We start from the raw sequence: 21,489 nt of genomic DNA, 5'->3' as shown, positions 1-21,489 counted from the left end.
GAGTGGAAAAATGGAAGGAAAAGATATTATTAATATGTTTGCTTTGCATAAAAAGTGGGTTGAGACAATTGGTGATGAAGGTGAGCAGTTAAAGTTAGATGAAGTTGATTTAAGAGTTTTTGACTTATCTGATGTATTACTTGAACAATCCTATTTAATAGATTGCACTTTTGATGATCTCAAACTGGAAAATGTTGATTTTCATTCATCATTATTAGCCTCATCAACTTTTATCAATGCATCTTTAGATAAATGTGATTTTTATAAATCAGATCTCAGGTATACGGATTTTTCCAACTGCATCATTAGAAATAGTAGATTTAGTAAAGGTGATTGTTGGGAAGCAGCATTTAATAACGCATGTTTAGTTGATTGTAATCTGATTAATGTATCTTTCCATTTAACCGATTTTAGAAATGCAAGACTAGAAAATATAGATATAAGTGTATCGACATTTAAAGATACGTTGTTAAACGGAGTAACACTAAAGAGTATTAAAGGGATAGAAGAAGCTTTTTTTCAGAGTATAAATATTGGTACACCAGAAAAACCAGTATTGTTAGAAAAAGAAGAAGCTAGGAGATGGTTTTTAGAAAAGTGTTAACCCTAGATATTGTTATTCCATTACATCATACAGGTTGATCATAGCCGGCCACTGTGATTGACCTGTCCATTCTGATTTAGCCTGAGGTATTCATCCATAAAGTAAAAAAAACCTCTAGTACCATATATTTCTTTTAATATGATCGATTTTGAATAGCGATAAATTGGTATATAAACCTAAATATTCATGATAATAAATTAGAAATAGAGAGCTGCGACGTCTGAATGACACGCTGCAACTAAATCCGCAAGGGAAGAGTAAATTCGAGCTGGTTTGGAACTGATTTTGATCAAGTGCAGTTATTAGGGAAATAGGTGTAGAATCAAATATGTTCCTGTTATTTAGGAAAAAGAAGGAAAACACAAATTTATGTCGAAAACGACATGTAGTGTGCAAATTAGTCCTAATGTGATTGTGATCTTTTAAATAAAAAGCAGTTTTCGATATATTTCTTAAGATGTTCATACAATTAATGAGGTGCAAAAAATGGATACATACACGCAAGATAGTAGTGGAATATTTAGTTTAGGTGGATTTTCCTTCCAAATGAGAGTGTTTGTTTATTATATGCTTACATTAAAAAAAGGTATGCAGATTGAATTTGAAACTATTGATGATGTAAACATAAGAAAGTTAAAACATCAAGAGATTGATAAATACGACGATAACTTTGTTAGCAAAATAGTAGGCAATGATACTAACGTAGCTGTTCAGGTCAAACGAACCAGTATTACAGAAAGTAGCGTCCTAAAGGTCTTACTCAACTGGATTATACTTGAATCCTCAGAGAATGCTATATCAAAGTATATTCTCTTTACACATGATGAATACAAAAACTCAGATATATTATTTAGCAAATCTGCAGAAGAACAGTACGAAATTATTAGGAAGTCAACTAAAGGCTCAAAGGCTCTCATCACAAAAGTGAAAAAAATGTATACTGATTTTGAAAGTTTTGAAAAGAGATTCAATTCTATTAAAAGTAAATATGAATTCATTTCAATAAATGATATGGATGAAAAAATTGATGAGAACTGTTCGGAACATTTTAGGAAGGCTGGCATTAATAAAGTTGTTTATTATGATCGAATTAAGGAATTACTCAAGCATGTTACTGTACAGATCATGGAAAGCATAAATAGAAAAAAGCCTTATATTCTTTCTTATCCTGATTTTATTAAGTTAATAGAGGATATATGTAGCAGGATGACTGAGCAAATTACTCTCCCGCACTATTCAGATTTCAAGAAGCTACATTCTGTAGATTTCAATGATTTGAGTATTGCAAATTCAAGGGAGTATAAGCAATTACTCGCATGTAATCTTCCTCAACCATTAATAAAAATACACCTTGGATATGGTGAATATTATAAAGATCTTCGTTTTAGATACATGGAGACTAATAAGTTGGCGAATATAGAAAATATTGAAGAGACGACATACGAGAATTATATAATTTCTAAGCATAAGTTAGAAATAGAAGGTCGAGATTTTCCGTACAATCGGTTTCAAGAAACGATGAATAGAAGTAACACATTTGCAGAGAACGACCAAATTCGTTTTGGTTCTGGAATTTATCTAACTAAAAATGAGATCGAGAATAATCAGATATCTTGGGAGGATGAGGAAAATGAAACAACTTAAACTTGAGACGGAAACGATTCAAGTTAGCATTTATTGTGAAATAATACATGATATATTAAGTAAACATCAACAATTAAGTATAAACAAAATCCTTGTTTTTTCATATTTAATTAAAAAGAATTATTATATTCCTAATAATGTTTATAATGGAAACAACAAACAAGATATTATATACAAATGTATTTCTCTTTTGGCGGGGGATTATATAGAATATTGTAATAATATTCAATTTATCATTAAAGCAATTCACTTACTTAATACTAAAGGATTAATCTATGTTAAGAATGATAATTTACATATTTTTAATGAGTTAAAGAAAAACAAACCTATTTATGAACTCAGTATATTTATGCAGAGCGCAATTAATGCTAGTAACAAAATGACTGATAGACAATTTATGAGAGAGGTAACTAACAATGTTTAAAATAAAAAAAATGGTGATGTATGGTATTGATGATGAGAAAGTGTTTAATTACAAATTCAAGTCTGGAGTGAATTATTTTAAGGGGAAAAACAGTTCTGGTAAAACAGAATTTTATAAGTTTATTGATTTCATGTTTGGTTCTTCAGAAGATATAAGGAAGAAACCTTGGTATAGCGAATCATTGACAAAAGCTACTATGATATTTGAATTTGATGATATCAGTTATAATATTTCACGAACAAGGGATCCATCTCAGAATTATTTGTATTATTCAGATGAAGAAGAAGCGGATTGTATTGATCTTAAAGAATATAAAGAAAAGCTTAATTTGATATTTACCAGAGACATAGAAAATTTAAAAGATATTAGACTTTTTACTGAAGAAGATCTCACATATAGAACATTTACTTTATTTAATTTTTTAGGCGAAAAGAGACAAGGTGCAATACACGACTTTTTTGACAAGTGTAGTGATTTAAAATACTCAATTAAATTAACCCCTGTCCTAAATTTAATATTTAATAATAATCTAGAAAAAATATACGAGTTACAAAAAGAATTGAATACGTTGTTGAGGGAAGTAAAAAAGTTAGAAGTTGACTCTGCAAAATATGAATTTATTTATACTCAGGTGAATATAAACCTTCAAAAACTAGGTGTTAGCACCATGTTTACGGGGAAAAATGCTGATGTCATCAAAAAATATCTCAATGAAATCAAAGAAATGCATATGACTGTTAAAAATAATAAATCCAGGAATATTTCTGAACTGGAAGTTATGTACAATAACATAACGGAACAGATCAAAGTATATGAGAATCGTATTGAAGATGTGAAGCAAATGGAAAAAAATAACATAAACAGAAAAGTGCTTTTAAATAACTTGAATGAAATACTGGAACAGAACGATGATTTTGAGTATCTAGTCACTCCTTTGAGAAAGCTAATCTTCGAACTTGATAATACAATATCATTTAGCAAGTTTCTGATAAGCGATAATACTATTAAAGAGTTGAGAAAACAGAGGGCTCTCTTGAAAACCGAAATTAAAAAAAATGATTTTAGATTTAAAGCATTCTCACTAGATGAAAAAGCGAGATCTATTGCTTTGATAGAAGATTACTTGTCAACAGATGTTCGCTCCTGTGAAGAAGAACTCAAAGAAAAGAATAAGAGAATAAAAAATGTAAGAGATGAACTAAGGCTACTACAGAATTCCGATGACAACTTAAAAATAAGTGCATTGTCCGATTACATCACAGAACTTTATAAGTCAGCAAAAGAAGTTTCCTCCGTTGTAAATGATGATTTCCAAAGAGAAGGCTTTAAAATTTCATACTTAAAAAAGGGAAATATACTTCAACCTACAATAACAAAAACGCTCACTGTTAATGAGAATTTGGAAGAGAAGAAATCAGAGAATTACTATATAGGGAGTATGGCAAGACATACACTTATTCAATTATGTGGCTATTTAGGTTTTTTGAAATTGCTACTTAAAGAGGGGCGATACCCTTTGATACCTATATTAGTTATTGATCATATATCAAAACCCTTTGACAGGAACAATTGTAGGGCTATAGGGAAAATCATAAATAAAGCATTGAATGATATTGGAAAAGAAGAGATACAACTTTTTATGTTTGATGACGAGGAGTATAACACTTTAGAAATTGTACCAGATCACTCTGAGAATTTGGTTACCAATATTAAAACGGGATTTAATCCTTTTTATACCCCTTTGACTGGTGGAGAAGAACTATAAATTATTTGGTAAGCTTTATGGCTTATCGTAAATTGGGGTGTTGAAAAAGGAATATGAAAATAATTAAATTAACTCCTTCTGATAAAGAGCATTTTAAATTAACCGCAACAAGTTTTGAGAATAAAACTCATAAAGCACACCCCTTCTTTCGTAAACAAGGCAACGAAATGAGACATTATGCTACTTGTCCAGCCTGTAATAATCCTGTACAGATAATTAATCTTTATGTTGATACAAGACTCGATGAAAATGCTAATAAAATGCCGTTGCATGCCAGGCACTTTAGTGAAACTATTGAAGGTGTAGCGGAGTATATTCAAGAAAATTATGATGAATGTCCTTTTAAAAATCCTGTTTCTTTTAGCAATGTAGAGAAGAAGAGGAATAAAAACAAGAAAAATGAGTTGCTTTCAATAATTAGAGAATTTCCAGAAGTGCTACTTAAAAGTATCCGTGAATTTTCAAAAATCAACTTATCAGAAAATAAGTTTAGTGAGATGATTTCAAATTTTATGAGCATGGAGGGGTATTACTATAGATATATTAATAAATTCAATCTACCATATTCATTTTTTTATATGCAAAAAAGTATTCAAATATCATATCAGAATTTAGCTCAGTTCAACAGTGAAGCGGTAAGTAATGCAATTAAAAGTAATTCTCACTTGTTTATAATAAAACATGGTCGTATCGTCAAAAAAGAAGGAATTAAAGGATATGCAACCATGAATGCATATTTTACGAATCACCGTTTTTCTCAGAAGACAGAATTTATCGACTATGTAATTACTGAGAAAATTGACAATCGTTCAGAAGTTGTTATTTTGAAGGAAGTAGTAGAGATTGATCATGAAAAGTTTTTAAATACAATTAACAAAACTATACGACTAAGGAACATTGTTGAGGAATACATTCCATATTAATTCATTAGATGGTTTGATTTTAAGACTTAGAATCTCATAAGAATTAACTTATCCCCTGAACCTGAGGCTGCATAATGCAGATGTTAGATTCAGGGGATTTTGAACTGCCCTGTCATGGTTTAATATAAGGGATATGGCTTTCTTACATCCGTCCGATTCAAAAGATAATCTGTACTGGTCTGATGATAATCAGCCAGCTTTATCAATATAGCCGTTGGAATATCCAACTCACCACGTTCATAGTTGCTATAGACACGTTGACTACAACCGAGATAGGCGGCCATTTGTGTTTGGGATAAGTCTTTATCTTCACGCAAATTGCGTATACGAGTATACATGTTCATCACCTCACCAACATCATACTTTAGCGTGTTATCCGCTATTGATTTTTAGCGGAAAATCCGCTAAAGTATAGTGAGAATAGTTGGTAAAAAGACTAGGTGGGGATAACATGTCAAACCTGATCGAGGATTTGTTTCACGGTAACCTGCGGTTGGACGAGTCGATTCATCCTGAGCATTCCGAGTATCAGGAGATCAATCGCCAGATATCGGACATGATGCAGAACTACAAAACAAATCTCACAGATACAGAATACGATGCTTTGGAGCAACTGATAGACTTAATCGGACAATCCACATCTATGTATGTGGAAGCGGCGTTTGAGCAAGGTTTTCGTACAGGCGGCAGACTGATGATTGAGGTTTTAGCCAAGCCGTGAGTATTTATCTATCTACCTACCTCATAAGCCAGCAGACAATACAAAGCAACTCAAAAATCCCCTCCTCCATTACCACCGCTTAGGCGGAATGGGGAAGGGGATTTTGCTTTTAATTACTCTTTTATCTTATTACTTACCACCTACCGCGCCCCAATATTCGTACCCGCTGGCGTACCCGAGCCGATCAGATCACTACCACCCGCAAGCTTGAGGAAATTGCCCAGGACAGGCGTTCCGTCCGCGCTGCGTGTTACTGAAGGCACGAGGGAGACAAAGTCGGCTGCGCTGGCGAGCAGGCCTTTGGCGTTCTCGCTTTTTTTGTTCTTCCACCAGACGTTGGTGCTGCTGACGTCGGTTCCGCTGGTTTTGTCGCTGGCGCCGCCTTCGAAGGACAGGTTGTTGGTGAAGATATGTGTGCCTACATCAAAGGCAAAGTTGCTTTGACCATTTTGCCAGGACGTATTGTTTTTCATCTGAATGGAACCGGGATTGCTGTTATAGGTGAAGCCGTGCTTTTTATTTTGAAAAGCAATGCTGTTCTCGACAATATGATTCACCGCGATTTTCTCGCCGCCCAGCTTGAAGCCGTTACCGTCACTATTGGAGGTGGATGTGCCATCCGAAGTCTGCCCGTTGTGATGGGAGATGCTGTTACGGATCGTCACGACGCCAATGGCGCCTGTATCTGTTTTGCTGTACAGATCCCAGCCATCGTCCACATTATAGGCAGCGATACAACCGTCGAACAGGTTGCCCGGGCCAACCGTCAATTTGGCGGCAAAACCGTCCGCATCCTCGCCGTCATCCGGGTCATAGTTATCATGGGAATAGGAGCGAATAATCTCGTTATAGGCAGGCCATTCGCTGTTTGAAGCAGTCGAAGCATAACGTCCGAGCTGGATGCCAGTATCCCGGTTATGATGAGCTTCGATCTGTTCCAGGCGGTTGTAGCTGCCCCCGATAAAGATACCGTTGTCGCCTGCGCCCTTCACTTCAAGTCCTTTGACGAGCCAGTAGTCTCCGAACATTTGCAGCCCGCGATTGGTGGAGGCGAAGGCTTGTGCCGAGAAATCAAAGACAGGCTTTTCCGATCCGTATGCCACCAGATTTTTGCGCTGTCCCGATGTACCACTATTGCCTCGCTCAATCGTAACCGTTTCCGAGAAGCTGTAGGTGCCGCCGCGCAGATATATTGTTTTACCCGGTGCGATCTGGGTCAACGCGTTAGCCAGTGACGTAGGACTCGCGAGGGTTCCGGGATTGCTAGCCGATCCTCCAGGAGCGACATATAGATCACCTGCAGCGAGTGCAGTGCTGGAGGCAGCCACTGAATCAGAGGAATTTTGCAGTCCGCTATCGATCAATTCGGCCGCACCAGCCAATCCACCGCCGAGCAATAATAGAGGGAACGCGGCACTTAGGCAGATGTTAGTCATTTTCGATTTCAGCGAACGTTGAGATGAGGAATGAGCAGAAGTAATAGGGAATAATTTCATTAAGCAAACCTCCTTAGTAATTGGGAAATGAAGTCCTAAAGGACACAGGTTCATGGTAAATGCTGTAAACGTTATCATCAATAATCATTTGATCAGATGGACTCAACCTGCTGACAAGCCTCGTATAACTGGTCGAAAATGGAAGTTCATGTGAGCTGCGCATAATCCTGCGCTCAGTTCATGTCCCTCATTTAACAGGGGATCATCTGAAATGAACGTAGGAAGAGCCCCTTTTCCCAGCAAACGGCATGATCCATACCTCTAATCCTCCGAAATCAACTTTAAAAATATTTAAAATAGGAGAGCCCCGCGTAATCAGCTCACAGGCTGCTCAGGTTGGAACGCCAAATACCCCCGATAGCAAGCTGCTTAAGCAGTCTTTGCTACCGAGGGTTAATTAATGAACCTATGCGTTTCCTATATAACATGTCCGTTACCTTAAAATACGCCTTAACTAAACCATCCAGTGCTTAATATGGATCTGCTTCATGACTGCGCTTGGCGGCCTGTTCCACTGTGGGCTCATCCTTGGGCTGAACCATGGCACTGTCATCCGTTGAGACGGAGGATAATCCTTCCGCTACCCGGCGCCCATAATCAGCATCCGCTTGTGTGAAATGGGAGATCATGCGTTCCCGGATATCCGGTTTGCATTGGGCCAACGCGCCAACCATGTTGCTGATCAGCTCATCCCGCTCCCAATCCTCGAACGCCCGGTACGTATCACCTGCTTGTCCAAAGTCATTGGTACGCTCAATTTTTTCACGAACAAGTCGGCCTTCCACCAGTGGTTCATGTTCCTTGCCTCGTGGGGTTGCTTCCTTTAAGCCGCCCAACGAGGAAGGTTCATAGTTGATATGCGGATTCTGACCCGGTGCACGATCCACCTGATATTGCATCTGCCCGCCGCTCTGATTGGTGGCTACCCGCTTTTTCGGTGCATTGACGGGCAGTTGCAGATAGTTGGCCCCCACTCGGTGACGCTGGGTATCCGAGTAGGAGAAGGTGCGGCCTTGCAGCAGTTTGTCATCTGAGAAATCCAGTCCATCCACCAGCACTCCTGTGCCAAACGCTGCTTGTTCCACTTCATTGAAGTAGTCTTCGGGATTGCGGTTTAGGGTCATTTTCCCAACGGGTAAAAACGGAAACTGCTCTGGCGGCCACAGCTTGGTCGGGTCCAGCGGATCAAAATCCAATTCGGGATGCTCGCCATCCTCCATAACCTGAACGCACAACTCCCATTCCGGGTAGTCCCCTTGTTCAATGGCGTGATACAGGTCCAGTGTAGCATGGTTAAAGTTCTGCCCCTGAATATCGCTGGCGTCCTTCTGGAGCAGGTTGTGTATGCCTTGATTGAGCGGTTCCCAATGATATTTAATGAGCACGCCTGTGCCTTCCTGATTTACCCATTTGTATGTATTGACGCCTGACCCCTGCATTTGTCGATAGTTGGCCGGAATCCCCCAAGGGGAGAAGAGAAACGTAATCATATGGGTCGCTTCTGGACTAAGCGAAACAAAATCGAAGAACCGTTCCATATCCTGTGCATTGGTCAACGGGTCTGGCTTGAAGGCATGCACCATATCCGGGAATTTGAGCGGGTCACGAATGAAAAAGATTTTCAGATTGTTGCCCACCAGATCCCAGTTGCCGTCCTCGGTATAGAATTTCACAGCAAATCCGCGCGGGTCCCGAAGCGTCTCCGGTGAATGTCCACCGTGAATAACCGTAGAGAAGCGAACAAATACGGGCGTTTCTTTGCCTTTTTCCTGAAACAGACGTGCGCGTGTATACTTCGATACCGGTTCATCCCCGGCCGTTCCATACGCCTGAAATACGCCATGAGCGCCAGCGCCGCGGGCATGGACTACCCGTTCCGGAATACGTTCGCGGTCAAAATGGGTGATCTTTTCGAGAAAGTGATAATTCTCCAGTGTAGTCGGTCCCCGGCTGCCGACGGTTCGAACATTCTGATTGTCCGTGATGGGATGGCCTTGCCGATCCGTTAATGTCTCAGGTGCCTTGTCTGAGGAATGCTCAGGTTGTGAAGACTGATGATTCATGGAGCACCGCCTTTCCTTTTGATGGATTCGAATATATATTTTCCCTGCAAGTCGGTTCTATACATCGTTTTCATTAAAAAAAGCTTGTCACCCGCCTCATGGCGTGGGATAATTAACTTTTGCCCAGCGGCCTTTTTTGAACGGAAAATGAAATTTGGACCGCTTGTCTAAGAATGGAGGCTGACCTAGGATTGTCTACACAACGTTATCCTTTTGCATATGATCCGGCAGAGCCCTTTGTATCCCGTCTAGGGGAATGGGTTGCCGATGTTTTTTACGATATTTTGCCAGAGTCCGGCTTCGAGGTACGGGATGAACAGATTTTTATGGCGTACCAGCTCGAACGGGCCTATGGAGATAAAAAGACCATTATGGCTGAGGCTGGAGTGGGAACAGGCAAGACGTTAGTTTATCTGCTCTACGCGGTCTGTTATGCACGTTATACGGGTAAACCGGCGGTGATTGCCTGTGCCGATGAGTCTTTGATTGAACAGTTGGTGAAACCGGGCGGAGATATTGCGAAGCTGGCTGCACATCTGGACTTGGAAGTGGACGCACGTCTGGGCAAGTCACCTGACCAATACGTCTGTCTGAACAAATTAAGTGCGATGAGATTCGCCGATGAGGATGCGCCTGTTATTGAAGAAGTGCATGAGAGCCTTCCGGATTTTGTGAATACGCCGGGTACGCTTCAGGCCTTCCATCCGTATGGTGACCGCAAACAGTATCCACATCTGAATGATCGCCAGTGGAACAAAATTAACTGGGACCCTTTTCAAGACTGCTTTGTTTGTCCCAAACGTCAACGCTGTGGTCTGACGCTATCACGTGACCATTACCGTCGTTCCAAGGACATCATCATCTGTTCCCATGATTACTACATGGAGCATGTGTGGACCTATGAAGCGCGCAAACGCGAGGGACAATTGCCACTGCTGCCAGATCATAGCTCGGTTGTATTTGACGAAGGACATTTGCTGGAAGAAGCGGCCTTGAATGCACTGAGCTACAAACTGAAACACCGCATCTTCGAGGAACTGGTGACTCGTCTGCTTGAAGGCGAGATTCGTGAATCCCTCGCGGAGCGTGTGGATGAAGCGATTGAGAGCAGTGAACGATTGTTTGCGCTGCTGGATACGTATACGGTAGCCATTCCGGGATCGGAACGAAAAGAAGTGCGGGTAGAACCGCCGCTGCTGCGTGAGATCGAACGTCTGACCAGCGTATTGGATGCGATCGGCGAAGAATTGGTATTTGAGAGCGGATTGTTCTCGCTAGATGGCTATCAGATGCGTGTCGTGGAAGAACATCTGGACATGATTCAGTCTGCCCTTGCGTTGTTCCGTAAGGAAGATGGGTATATCTGCTGGGCTGAAGAGAGCGAAGACGAGACAACCTTATCGATCATGCCGCGTACCGTGAAGGAAATTCTGAACGAGCGTGTGTTCAATACAGGCATTCCAATTGTCTTCTCATCCGCAACGTTATCTGTGGACAGTTCATTCCGTTATGTGGCAGACAGTCTGGGGATTGATGATTTTGTATCGTTCTCCGTGGCTTCTCCATATGACTACGCGGACAAAATGCAGATGAAGATTACCGATGAAACCGTACCTGGTCACCCTGAAAATGAAAATCGGTTGCGTGACGCCGTGACGCTGCTTCAGGAGAGTGGGGGTCGTGCCCTGATTCTGTTCCGTACGATGGAAGAGCTGCGTGCATTCAAGCAGGATATCGTTCATATGCCTGAGGCTCAAGGGTTACGCTTTATGTACGAGGGAGATCGGGAGATTAGTGACCTGATCGCGGCGTTCCAGCAGGATGAGGAAAGTGTGCTGTGTTCCGTCAATCTGTGGGAAGGACTGGATGTTCCAGGACCGTCATTATCCAATGTCATGATCTGGTCGCTCCCGTATCCACCACAGGACCCTGTATTCAATGCAAAACGCACAGCGTCAGCGGCACCTTATGAAGAGATCGATCTTCCATACATGCTGCTGCGTGTAAAGCAAGGTCTTGGACGTCTGATTCGGACGAGCACGGACTCCGGTTCTGCGGTCATTCTCGATGAATCGCTGTATACGAAAAAGGAAGCCAAAGACCGCATTGCGGCTCTGCTTCCCGAAGGTGTAGAATGGACAACCCTGACACACTAATCAGCTTACGTTAAATGTTCATGCTTTATTGTGATGATAAGGCTTCTTACCGAAAATAAGTTCTTGTTCTCTGCGGACTCACCATCCGTATGTGAGCAAGAGCTTATTTTCTCGTTATCCTCAAATTTTCTTCTCGTGCCTTTTTTCAAGGGAAGGATTCGATCTATAGGCGAACGCTGTGTTTCTCCGAATCATTTTGTTCCTTCCCTACGTTCCTCTATGAGTCAAGGTAATGTATGGATAGGGATTTCCCCTCGCTTCAAATGGCTCCAAAATTCTAACGAACCTGCGGCATCTTATTAAGGTAATACTCAAGTAATGAAAACTTTAACGAACCCCATTAACGTTATCTCCCCCAAAAATGGCTTTTGAGCCTGTAAATCGACCGAATTTGGAGAAATAACGTCGCTGTGATTCGTTACACGTCAAACCTGCATAAATGAGAGCGAATAACGTGTGTCAGGTTCATTAGAACCGATGAGCGCTAACAAGGGGGTGTTCTCTGTCATGCTCATGACTTAGGGGAAAGTCCCTTTTTGGTGTGTAACGATTGTAGCTGTGTTAAAAAATACCCATGCTCAAATACCGTTCCCCGGTATCAGGCGCAATGCAGAGCACCCGGTGACCCGGCCCCAGTTCCCGCGCGATGCGCAGGGAGGCCCACACCGAAGCGCCAGAGGAAGGGCCGAGCAGCAGCCCTTCCCGGGCAGCAAGCTGCCGCATCGTATCCAGTGCATCCTCATCGGACACCTGGATAATGGCATCCCACACGTCGGTATTCAGAATGTCCGGAATGAACCCCGGACTTGTACCGACGAGCTTGTGGGGTCCGGGCTCGCCACCGGACAACACCGGAGAACCTTTGGGCTCCACCGCATAGATGCGGATACCGGGCAACTGCTTGCGCAGTTCTTCCCCGGTGCCAGTAATGGTTCCGCCGGTTCCCGCCGTAGCGATGAAGGCGTCCAGCCTGCCATCCATCTGCTGCATAATTTCGGGTGCCGTGGTGATCCGGTGGATGTCCGGGTTCGCCTGATTCTCGAATTGTTGGGGAATGAAGCTTCCTGGAATGTCCGCTTGAAGCTCTCTGGCCTTGCGAATCGCACCAGGCATTCGTTCCGCGGCAGGGGTAAGTATGACATCTGCACCGTAGGCTTTCAGGATATTGATGCGTTCCTTGGACATGTTGTCCGGCATGATCAGAATGGCTTTATATCCCTTGGCAGCAGCATTCATCGCCAGACCGATGCCGGTATTTCCGCTGGTCGGTTCGATAATGGTTGCGCCGGGAAGCAGCAGTCCTGCCCGTTCCGCCTGAAGGATCAGGTTGTAGGCGGCACGGTCTTTGACGCTTCCGCTGGGATTGAAATATTCCAGCTTGACGTATACGTCAGCGGAGTCGCTGCCCGTAAGTCTGTTCAGTCTAACGGCAGGTGTCTGGCCGATCAGTTCGGTAACATCTGCGGCAATGCCTGTATGTGCGGGTGGTTGATTTTTAATTAAATGCGAATTCAAGTCCATGAAGTACAACTCCTTGATTGATAAGACGTTTAAAAGCAATTCCAATGAACAAGTCTGTCCGCCATTAATGGCAGGCAGGCTTGTTTGCTTATAGGAATCCATTTTCATTACAAGTCTGAACGGAATGTACAGACAAGTCTATTCCATCTTAATGAACGCAGCCTCCCGGGGTCAACCTGTTTCGATTAGGCAGAAGGGTGGGGAGTCTGAGAAGTAAGCGAACTAAGTGGACTAAGAAATGTGAATTCAAACGAAAACGGGTACATTAAGCAGATGAATCAGCTATAACGGCTGGGTCAAATCCATATCCAGATGCCGGCTAAGCTCTTTTTTGACTTCATTCCGCGCAAACGTCCACAGCATATAGAACCGCTGCAAATATCCTCTGCACAGATACTGGGTCTCGATTCCATCGACTTGCCGCTTCTCCTCCAGAACCTTGACACCACGAGTTCTCATCTGTTTGCGAAGCGTCAGCATTTCCTTGAGTACATCATTCTGAATGCGGGTTAGAGACAGAATGTAGACCTCTGGCATTTTCAGCTGCAACGTATCCAGTGTGCGAATATCCCGTTCAAGCACATCCAGCAGCAGGGTGCGTACAACCATGCTTTTAATCAATCGGTGGTCTTCATCCGCAGGGGATGGGGCGGAAGGGGATGATGACATACTTTCACTTCCTTAACCTTGAATTCGGACATGTTCTTATTTACAGAACGTATGTTCTTATATTATAATCAATATATGCAATGATGATACACAATACAACCGAGAAATATTGGAAGCAGTCCATATGCGATTTATGCTGAGATTTGAGGAGGTGAAATAGGGACAAGCCTTCTCCAAAATAAGGTATAATTTTTGGGTTTTGCAGGAAACCTAAGGGCATAAAGAAATCGACTTAATGCATCAAAGGGTGAGATGAAGAGGTAGAGAGCTTTTGGTCCGTTGATAAAGGGAAGGTTATGAAGGATTGCGAAAGTGTTGCAACAAAAAAGCCCCTGCCTTGGGCGGCGGGGCTAGATGATCTGCCGAACCAGACGGCAGAGTTGTATATGAGCATGAAGCGGTTAAGCCAGATACTGAGGTTTCTCATAAAGAGCCTCTTTTTCCAGAATCACTTTGTAAGGTCTTTCCTTACCCTTCAGCGAAGGGCCAATCGTAGTCAGCGGTACGGCCGGTTTGTGGAAACGATCTTCTTCCTTGGGTTCCGGAACCGGTCGTGATGATTCGGGCGCAGAACTGAGGCGTACTTTTTTGTCGCTGCCCCAGCGCTTGCTTATTTTTTTCGTTTCCGGTTTCATTCCGGTTCGCCTCCTAACAAATCGTTGATGGCGTTAAACAGATGACGGTTCTCCAAATCCATCTGCTGAAATATCGCCTCATCCGCTTCAATATGTCCAATAATATGAACTGTGATTACATACCTCTTGGCTACAGGATAGCATAGCAGATACTCTTTCTCAAGGTAGTCGTCGTAGAGATTGATCTTGATTTTGTTCTCCAGGTAAGAATCAATAACCAGAATTCGCTTCGGATCATCGGGCGGTTTGTCGTCGTTGGCGGACAAGTTATATTTTCTCCCCGGTTCCCCAACATTACCACATAATTGTTCAATATGACCACTGTCATCTGTACGGTATATGGCAGTCCCGCGCACGGCAAATGGAGGAAGGGAGACAAATGCACTTCGAAGTGCATCGCTCATTCGCTCCAGCATAACTGCATCTGCTTTGCGGGTACGCAGTAACTCCCTGAAGAATCGCAGCAGCTTGAGCAACTGCAACCGGGCTTCGCCCTCAGACCTTTTGTACTTCTCAATGATTTGTTCCACTTCGGGATCGCTCCATCGTCCCTGTTCTTCGATGCTGTCGGCGATTTTGGAACAGGCCACCGAGACGGCTGGCGCCCATTTCCCATCTGAACGAATTTCGTAAACCAGCGGATTTAAACCTAGTAGATCGGTGGGCATCCGCAGCCCTTCAACTTTTGTGGCATCCTTGATGTCCGTAATATCTTCAGGGAGAATGAAAAAAATACGCTTTCGTCCTAGTCGACCCATAAACAAACCCATTTCCAGCATTGTATTATCACGGACAGAGGCATAGTACTTCCCGCGAATTTTAGATATATCATCCGGATGAAAAATAAAAATGGCAAAGTCAGTCGTACGCACTTCTGTTTCCAGATCGTCCATGGTATAACTGCTTGGATTAAAAACTCCGGAGTACCAAGGGGTAACTTCGGCCGAGAAACGCAAGTTTTCGTGTACTGCGGCTGCAATCGGCTTCGCTTCCAGCGAGCAGCCAATAAAGACTCTTGGCTTTAACGTTTTCATCAATCCGCCTCGCTTAAACCGTAGTGGGAATCAATTGTTATATTATACCATAAACAGCAGAGTAAGTCTGGAAACGTTTAGCTGAACCAAGAAAGCCGATTACATCTGCTATAGTGTATGTGCAAGAGGGGAATGATTCCTTTAAAATCCGCGGAAAAATAAAAAATGGACCCAAATTGTCACAGTTGGGTGACTGGACAGTTATATTTGGAAGCTTCAGTCATAGAATGAAGGAGCAGGTAGCACCATTAGGTAGAGAAGCTTGTCCTGGTGTGGCTGTTTGACGGCTCAAGCAGGCCAGAGTGTGCTTTTTGCGCATATTTGAAGGATCTGCTGTTTCGACCCAATCACATCGGTGTTATATAATAGAAGAACAAGCAAGTTAGCTTAGATTTTTAAACTAAACCTTTACACGGTAACGGAGAGTGTAGACCCGTCTGAAGAAACGAAGTGTTCGCCTTTATCACAGGATTTTTCCCTTACAAAAAGGGAATCAAAAAAATCCGGGGATAACAGCGATCGGAAGAGGGGCTACAATCGAAGTGATTAGTGTAAAGTATAGGTTTAATTGGCACAGCTAACCACCAACAGACAGAAAGGATCAGGATACCATGAGTTCCCGAAGGATAATCTCCCCAAGGACGATCTGGAAACGTTACGATCTCTCTTACACTTAGCGCCCCTTGTAGAGTACATCACCGTAAAGAAAAAAAACGGCTGACTCTGCGAAAGAGGGGATTGGAATGAATACTATTCGAAGGACAAATACGATGATTTCTTCCAGGCTTGCCTTTTGCAGGGTACGGTCGGTGCAAACCAACCTTTACAAACTGCGAGGGAACCTGAATGAAGAGAACATCGTTAACCTTACAACAAGTTAAGACAGAGGCGGGAAAGTTCGCCATTATGCTGCTCGGAACATTTATTTTGGCATTTGCCTACTATCACATTAATTTTCAGAATCATTTATCGGAGGGCGGATTTGTCGGTCTGGCCCTGCTTGGAAAGTACGCGACAGGCTTATCACCTGCGATCGGCATGCTGCTGCTGGATATTCCAGTCATGATTCTGGCCTGGTTCATCAAGGGCTGGAAGTTCATGATTCAGGCGCTGCTGGGTGTGGCCGCATTCTCATTGTTCTATGACGGGTTTGAGCGGTACTCCACCCTGGTCATTCCGTTTCACGGTAATCTGTGGATTCCGGCAGTCCTGTCCGGTGTTATCACGGGCGTGGGAGCTGGTATGGTGCTTCGATTCGGAGGCGCGACAGGTGGAGATGACATTCTGGCGGTGCTCATTAGCCGTTGGAAGGGCTGGAAGCTGGGAACGGTTTTCTTTGTCAGCGATGCGTTTGTACTCGGATTGTCGCTTTTCTTTCTACCGGTAAAAGAAACTTTATATACCATTCTGGCCGTATGGATTGCCAGTAAAGTCATTACGTACATGGTCAGTTTCCCGGCTCGCCGGACAGTTACGACCTCAGCTGTGAAGCTGCCTGTATCGACTGCAGCCAAAGTAGTCAGCGGTGCCTCACAACGAGCTCCGGTGGCTAGAGGGGTTTCGCATTAAACGTAAAGATCCCCCTATTCGTAATGAATGTTGTTCGAGTAAGGTGGGCTTGCCTCATACCAAACACAAAGCCCTTTTGCATGCTTGATGGGAATTATTCCATTAGCGGCGAAAGGGCTTTTTTGCTTGCCTTAAGTAAAAAATTGACGTGTACATTTACGATATATCCTATTTTAGAACAGATTTACTCAAGTTTTAGAACAGATCACTCAAGGCTTGATGGAAGAGGCAATTTGTCCATCTTCATTATGGATAATAGCTCGAATGTTCTGTTTTTCACTCTTTTCTTTGGCAGCATCTACAGCCTCTGCTTTGGTTCGGAACGTAGCCAGAGATTTGGATTGACCTTCTTCCTTGATGGCCCAGCCTGAATCGGTAGGAACGACATGAATATTATCATGGCTTTTGGAAGAAGAGACAGGTTCGGAATGACGGCGTGGAGAGGAAGATTTTCCATGGTCCGATTTGCTGTCTGATGAAGATTTGGTAGTCTGCTTCGAACTTTTCGATGTGGGATGATTCTCATCCCATTCTTCCGCTTTGGCAGTAGCGATTGCAATGGAGCGTCCTTCCTCGTAACCGTCATCCAGCAGTGCATTGGCAATTTCAATGGCCTTATCTCTGACACGAGGCTCCAGATTTTTCATGGAAACGGGATAATCCTGTTTGTTCCACGGCATATTGATTCCCTCCTGTACAATATAAGTTATTTGTATATTACCCTTTACCCGGATGAATAAACGATTATTTGTGGAGAACCCTTAAGCGGATGGTGTAGTTTTAGTGCATTATACCGTTCAACTTTTCAGTGCTTTTCTATACTTTTATGTGGATTAGCAGTATAATACTTCCAAGCTTGAAAGTACAGATAGAAGCACATTAGGAAAAAAGATAAGGAGTTTTACATATGTTTAGTTTGAGCCTGGCCATTCCTATGTTATTTACCATGCTTATTCATGCGGCTGACAGTTTGTCCTATGCGCTGCGTCTTGGGGGATTGCGTACTCGCAGAATCGCGCTGGCCTTATCCCTGTCCGGAATTTTGCTGCTGGTGTCGCGTACCTCCAATATGGCCCAAGGGCCGATGGTAGGCAATCTCGTGGATACGGCGACGAATGGAGGGAACCCACACTTTGCAGCGCAACTGCACTGGCTGATGGGCGCGGCTACGGTTGGAACAGCCTTGGCGATTATAAGTTTTCCAACGATGGTCAAGCTCGCTTCCCGAATGGTCGTTCATTTTGAGGCGGCAGGATCGATTCCTTCGATGGTTCGAGGTCTGCTAAAACGCAGCAAGATCAAAAACGCGATGTATTATATTACCCCACCATCATGGAAAATGGCAAAATTATTGGTACACAACGGAATGCCGAGACGTCTTATGACGTTGAACATAGCGGTGACAGCAATCTATACGACTGGAGTTCTGTCCAGCCTGTACGCTGCGTATCTTTATCCAGGGCAGGCTGTAGCTGCTTCGCAATCCACCGGACTCATTAATGGAGTAGCCACCATTTTGTTAACCATCCTGATTGATCCTCGTATTTCGTTGCTCAGCGACAAATCTTTGCGTGGTGAAATCCGGCTGAATCGAATGAATCAGATCTATGGCTGTATGCTTGTATCCCGTTTATTTGGCACATTGTTGGCTCAGTTGTTATTGATTCCATTTGCTTACTGGATCGGCTGGATTGTGAGTATGATGTGATAGAGTAGGAATGCAAAAGTCAAAAGAGGATCTCGGAATTACTCCGATAATCTGTACTTTCGCATCTGAATCCATTCAAGAAAGGGTAGGATCACCATGGAGAGCCCTAGTAAGGAGAGAAGCAGAAGACTGGGTTCTTCATGCATCCAATGGTCTATAGCAACAGCGATAAGAATAAAGAATGTCAGTAGAAAATACCCCAGCTTCGAGCTCTGTTCCGTAATTTTTCTACCCAATTCCTCGTCTTCACGAACATGATCTTGATCTGCCTTTGTTCCCCATGTCACGGTTGACATGAAAAGCATCATGATTGCCCCAAGTGTTACCATTTCGCCGAGTCCAACGGATTTCCCAAAAGCTGTCCGATATATCACCATTCCAAGCACAAGAAGTGCCGATAAACCTGTAATTCCTATTATCCAGTTTCTTGACCTCATCAGGATTTTCTCCTCTCATACATAAATAACTGTTCAATCGTGACCTCCAGTGCTTCTGAGATAGCAAAAGCCAGTGGTAAACTGGGGTCATACTTGTTGTTTTCAATAGCATTAATCGTCTGTCTGCTGACATCACACTGTTCGGCAAGTTTGCCTTGTGAAATGTCTTTCAGCTCACGCAGTACTTTTATCCGATTTTGCATCCACAAACCTCACTTTACATGGCACGATGAACTCAATTGTGTCAAGAACTCTTTACACCTGGATTTTATATGACTGATCATTCGTATGTCAAGAACTCTTTACATCCCAGCGGAGAATGGGCAAAATATACAACCAAAAGAGCAACGGAAAATTTCCGCTGCTCTTTAAGGTAATTCTATGTGAATGTTATCTTATCTTATTTAAACAGTACAGCGTATTCGGCATATCCTTCTTTTTCAAGGTCTTCTTTGGGTACAAAACGAAGGGCAGCGGAATTGATGCAATAACGCATTCCACCAGCTTCGGCAGGGCCGTCGTTGAACAGGTGACCCAGATGGGAATCTCCTTCACGACTTCTCACTTCAGTACGAATCATGAAGTGGCTGAGATCCGTTTTTTCCTTCACATTGTAGTCCCGCAGTGGACGGGTGAAGCTTGGCCAGCCGCAGCCGGAATCGTATTTGTCGGTGGAACTGAACAGTGGCTCACCGGATACGATGTCCACGTAAATTCCGTCACCATGGTGATCCCAGAATTCGTTATGAAACGCAGGTTCAGTTGCGTTGTTCTGGGTAACTTCATATTGCAGCGGCGTCAGACGCTCTTTCAGGCCGTCTTTATCCACTTTGCCGGACCAGTTACGTTCGATAAAGTCTTCACGTCCAGAACCTTTACGGTACCGTTTATAGTGAGCAGGGTTTTTGTGATGGTAACCTTGGTGATGCTCCTCTGCTTCATAGAACGTTTTCGCTGGCAAAATCGGTGTGAAGATTGGTTTGTCAAAACGTCCGCTTTGTGCCAAAGCTGCTTTGGAAGCTTCTGCGATCTGGCGTTGTTCTTCACTGTGATAGAAGATGGCCGTCTGATAAGATGATCCACGGTCATGGAATTGTCCACCCGTATCCGTTGGGTCGATCTGTTGCCAGAACAATTCAACGAGTTTCTCATATGGGAAGATGGCAGGGTCGAACGTAATTTGAACGGCCTCTACGTGACCTGTCGTTTCCGAGCAGACCTCCTCATATGTTGGGTTCTCCGTATGTCCTCCTGTATATCCCGATACAATCTTATGAATACCGGGTAGTTCCTCGAAGGGGGATACCATACACCAGAAGCACCCGCCTGCAAAAGTTGCTTTTTCACTAGTATGTTGTTCCATGCTATAGTCACTCCATTTCTGATGAAGAATGATATTTTGGCTTACTCTTCTATTATATCCCGAATTGGCAAGCCAACCAAGCAGGATCGTAAAGAGGATGAATCTGAACAGTGTCTGACTATTCCGAATTAGACTTTTTTACGAGAGCGCAAGCGAAACAAGAACAATATTATCGTCATGAACACGAGATAACCGGAAAGGATTAACAGGCTCACCCAGATTGATGATTCTGCTTGTGAACCCGCATAGGCAAAAACAAAAATAGCAGGCAATTTGCCAATCGCTGTCGCAACCATGAACACCCAGAATGGGGTGTAGGTGATGCCTGCATAGATATTAACCGCCATTTGGGGAACGATGGGCAGCAGTCGCATAGACATGATACCCATGAAGGGATGAGCTTCCATCCATGTTGTGAATCGATTCAAAACCCGAATGCGTTCGAGATAGGATCTGGCCTGATTTCTAAATATCGTTCTTGCTCCAGTGTATACAAGCAGTGCAGCAAGCGTAGTGCCAAGCCAGCATATCCAGGCTGCTGTTGCGGTACCGTAACTATAGCCAAAGGCAATAATGATGATTTTGTACGGAATTACGGGTACAAGAGCAAACAACGTTGCCATGGCGAGTAAAAGTGGTATGGACTGATGCAGATCGGTCCAGGCCAGCAGTTCATATCTGTAAATAAACGTGACTCCGGCAAGTAAAACATATAGGAGGAGCCATAACCATTTTCGCAAAATCCCAAACGCTCCTT

General features: G+C 43.2%; 20 protein-coding genes and 1 pseudogene. 9 read left to right on the top strand and 12 right to left on the bottom strand.

Annotated features, from left to right (window positions below; genetic code table 11):
* Positions 1-10: 10 nt before the first annotated feature.
* The 5 genes from BMY78_RS16990 (at position 11) to BMY78_RS16970 (ending at position 5,360) form a co-directional block, all read left to right on the top strand.
* Positions 11-604: a pentapeptide repeat-containing protein gene (locus BMY78_RS16990; RefSeq protein ID WP_090900951.1), complete on the top strand. Its 594-nt coding sequence runs from the start codon at positions 11-13 to the stop codon at positions 602-604.
* Between the two features lie 486 nt (positions 605-1,090).
* On the top strand, positions 1,091-2,248 hold the full coding sequence (locus BMY78_RS16985; protein WP_090900948.1) for a hypothetical protein: 1,158 nt from the start codon (positions 1,091-1,093) through the stop codon (positions 2,246-2,248).
* On the top strand, positions 2,235-2,672 hold the full coding sequence (locus tag BMY78_RS16980; RefSeq protein WP_090900945.1) for a hypothetical protein: 438 nt from the start codon (positions 2,235-2,237) through the stop codon (positions 2,670-2,672). The genes BMY78_RS16985 and BMY78_RS16980 overlap by 14 nt, the downstream gene beginning before the upstream one ends.
* Entirely contained in the window at positions 2,665-4,437 is a 1,773-nt protein-coding gene (locus tag BMY78_RS32870) for a coiled-coil domain-containing protein (protein ID WP_177185754.1), read from the top strand. Before BMY78_RS16980 ends, BMY78_RS32870 begins: the two co-directional genes overlap by 8 nt.
* A 53-nt stretch (positions 4,438-4,490) precedes the next feature.
* On the top strand, positions 4,491-5,360 hold the full coding sequence (locus tag BMY78_RS16970) for a hypothetical protein (RefSeq protein WP_090900942.1): 870 nt from the start codon (positions 4,491-4,493) through the stop codon (positions 5,358-5,360).
* Between the two features lie 119 nt (positions 5,361-5,479).
* On the opposite strand, the gene BMY78_RS16965 is transcribed toward BMY78_RS16970, so the two are convergent.
* Positions 5,480-5,698 carry a helix-turn-helix domain-containing protein gene (locus BMY78_RS16965; protein ID WP_090900938.1) on the bottom strand — a complete coding sequence of 73 codons (219 nt, stop codon included), beginning with the start codon at positions 5,696-5,698 and terminating at the stop codon, positions 5,480-5,482.
* Between the two features lie 113 nt (positions 5,699-5,811).
* On the opposite strand from BMY78_RS16965, the gene BMY78_RS16960 reads away from it, so the two are divergent.
* Positions 5,812-6,081 carry a DUF6809 family protein gene (locus BMY78_RS16960; protein ID WP_090900935.1) on the top strand — a complete coding sequence of 90 codons (270 nt, stop codon included), beginning with the start codon at positions 5,812-5,814 and terminating at the stop codon, positions 6,079-6,081.
* A 140-nt stretch (positions 6,082-6,221) separates the two neighbouring features.
* Here BMY78_RS16960 and BMY78_RS16955 read toward each other — a convergent pair whose 3' ends face one another.
* Together BMY78_RS16955 and BMY78_RS16950 are read right to left on the bottom strand one after the other, a co-directional pair.
* Entirely contained in the window at positions 6,222-7,577 is a 1,356-nt protein-coding gene (locus BMY78_RS16955) for a right-handed parallel beta-helix repeat-containing protein (protein WP_090900932.1), read from the bottom strand.
* Positions 7,578-8,140: 563 nt separating this feature from the next.
* Positions 8,141-9,640 (bottom strand): annotated as a pseudogene (locus BMY78_RS16950) (catalase); the annotation flags it as partial.
* Positions 9,641-9,831: 191 nt separating this feature from the next.
* Here BMY78_RS16950 and BMY78_RS16945 point away from each other — a divergent pair.
* Entirely contained in the window at positions 9,832-11,796 is a 1,965-nt protein-coding gene (locus BMY78_RS16945) for an ATP-dependent DNA helicase (protein WP_256222172.1), read from the top strand.
* Between the two features lie 561 nt (positions 11,797-12,357).
* On the opposite strand, the gene cysK is transcribed toward BMY78_RS16945, so the two are convergent.
* The 4 genes from cysK to BMY78_RS16925 form a co-directional block, all read right to left on the bottom strand.
* Positions 12,358-13,317 carry a cysteine synthase A gene (gene cysK / locus BMY78_RS16940; RefSeq protein ID WP_218152276.1) on the bottom strand — a complete coding sequence of 320 codons (960 nt, stop codon included), beginning with the start codon at positions 13,315-13,317 and terminating at the stop codon, positions 12,358-12,360.
* A gap of 282 nt (positions 13,318-13,599) precedes the next feature.
* A complete protein-coding gene (locus BMY78_RS16935; protein ID WP_064636668.1) occupies positions 13,600-13,986 on the bottom strand; it encodes a YhjD family protein in 387 nt (128 codons plus the stop codon).
* Positions 13,987-14,387: 401 nt separating this feature from the next.
* Positions 14,388-14,621, bottom strand: a complete 234-nt coding sequence (locus BMY78_RS16930; RefSeq protein ID WP_063565650.1) for a hypothetical protein — start codon at positions 14,619-14,621, stop codon at positions 14,388-14,390.
* Positions 14,618-15,655, bottom strand: a complete 1,038-nt coding sequence (locus tag BMY78_RS16925) for a nucleotide-binding protein (protein ID WP_090900923.1) — start codon at positions 15,653-15,655, stop codon at positions 14,618-14,620. The genes BMY78_RS16930 and BMY78_RS16925 overlap by 4 nt, the downstream gene beginning before the upstream one ends.
* 846 nt (positions 15,656-16,501) lie before the next feature.
* On the opposite strand from BMY78_RS16925, the gene BMY78_RS16920 reads away from it, so the two are divergent.
* Positions 16,502-17,224: a YitT family protein gene (locus tag BMY78_RS16920; protein WP_053784366.1), complete on the top strand. Its 723-nt coding sequence runs from the start codon at positions 16,502-16,504 to the stop codon at positions 17,222-17,224.
* Positions 17,225-17,433: 209 nt separating this feature from the next.
* On the opposite strand, the gene BMY78_RS16915 is transcribed toward BMY78_RS16920, so the two are convergent.
* The gene (locus BMY78_RS16915; protein WP_090900920.1) at positions 17,434-17,904 is read right to left on the bottom strand and encodes a DUF2188 domain-containing protein; all 471 of its coding nucleotides are present in this window, start codon (positions 17,902-17,904) and stop codon (positions 17,434-17,436) included.
* Between the two features lie 227 nt (positions 17,905-18,131).
* On the opposite strand from BMY78_RS16915, the gene BMY78_RS16910 reads away from it, so the two are divergent.
* A complete protein-coding gene (locus BMY78_RS16910; protein ID WP_090900917.1) occupies positions 18,132-18,932 on the top strand; it encodes a lipid II flippase Amj family protein in 801 nt (266 codons plus the stop codon).
* A 38-nt stretch (positions 18,933-18,970) separates the two neighbouring features.
* Here BMY78_RS16910 and BMY78_RS16905 read toward each other — a convergent pair whose 3' ends face one another.
* From BMY78_RS16905 to BMY78_RS16890, 4 genes are all read right to left on the bottom strand, one after another.
* On the bottom strand, positions 18,971-19,369 hold the full coding sequence (locus tag BMY78_RS16905) for a hypothetical protein (protein WP_090900915.1): 399 nt from the start codon (positions 19,367-19,369) through the stop codon (positions 18,971-18,973).
* On the bottom strand, positions 19,369-19,572 hold the full coding sequence (locus tag BMY78_RS16900) for a helix-turn-helix transcriptional regulator (protein WP_090900912.1): 204 nt from the start codon (positions 19,570-19,572) through the stop codon (positions 19,369-19,371). The genes BMY78_RS16905 and BMY78_RS16900 overlap by 1 nt, the downstream gene beginning before the upstream one ends.
* A gap of 197 nt (positions 19,573-19,769) precedes the next feature.
* Entirely contained in the window at positions 19,770-20,732 is a 963-nt protein-coding gene (gene msrA, locus BMY78_RS16895; protein ID WP_090900909.1) for a peptide-methionine (S)-S-oxide reductase MsrA, read from the bottom strand.
* A gap of 128 nt (positions 20,733-20,860) precedes the next feature.
* Complete coding sequence (locus tag BMY78_RS16890; RefSeq protein ID WP_090900906.1) at positions 20,861-21,472, bottom strand: TVP38/TMEM64 family protein; 612 nt, start codon at positions 21,470-21,472, stop codon at positions 20,861-20,863.
* Positions 21,473-21,489: the final 17 nt, after the last annotated feature.

This window comes from Paenibacillus sp. OK076 (assembly GCF_900110055.1).
Classification (GTDB): Bacteria; Bacillota; Bacilli; order Paenibacillales; family Paenibacillaceae; genus Paenibacillus.
This window is presented reverse-complemented; position numbering and strand designations above follow the sequence as displayed.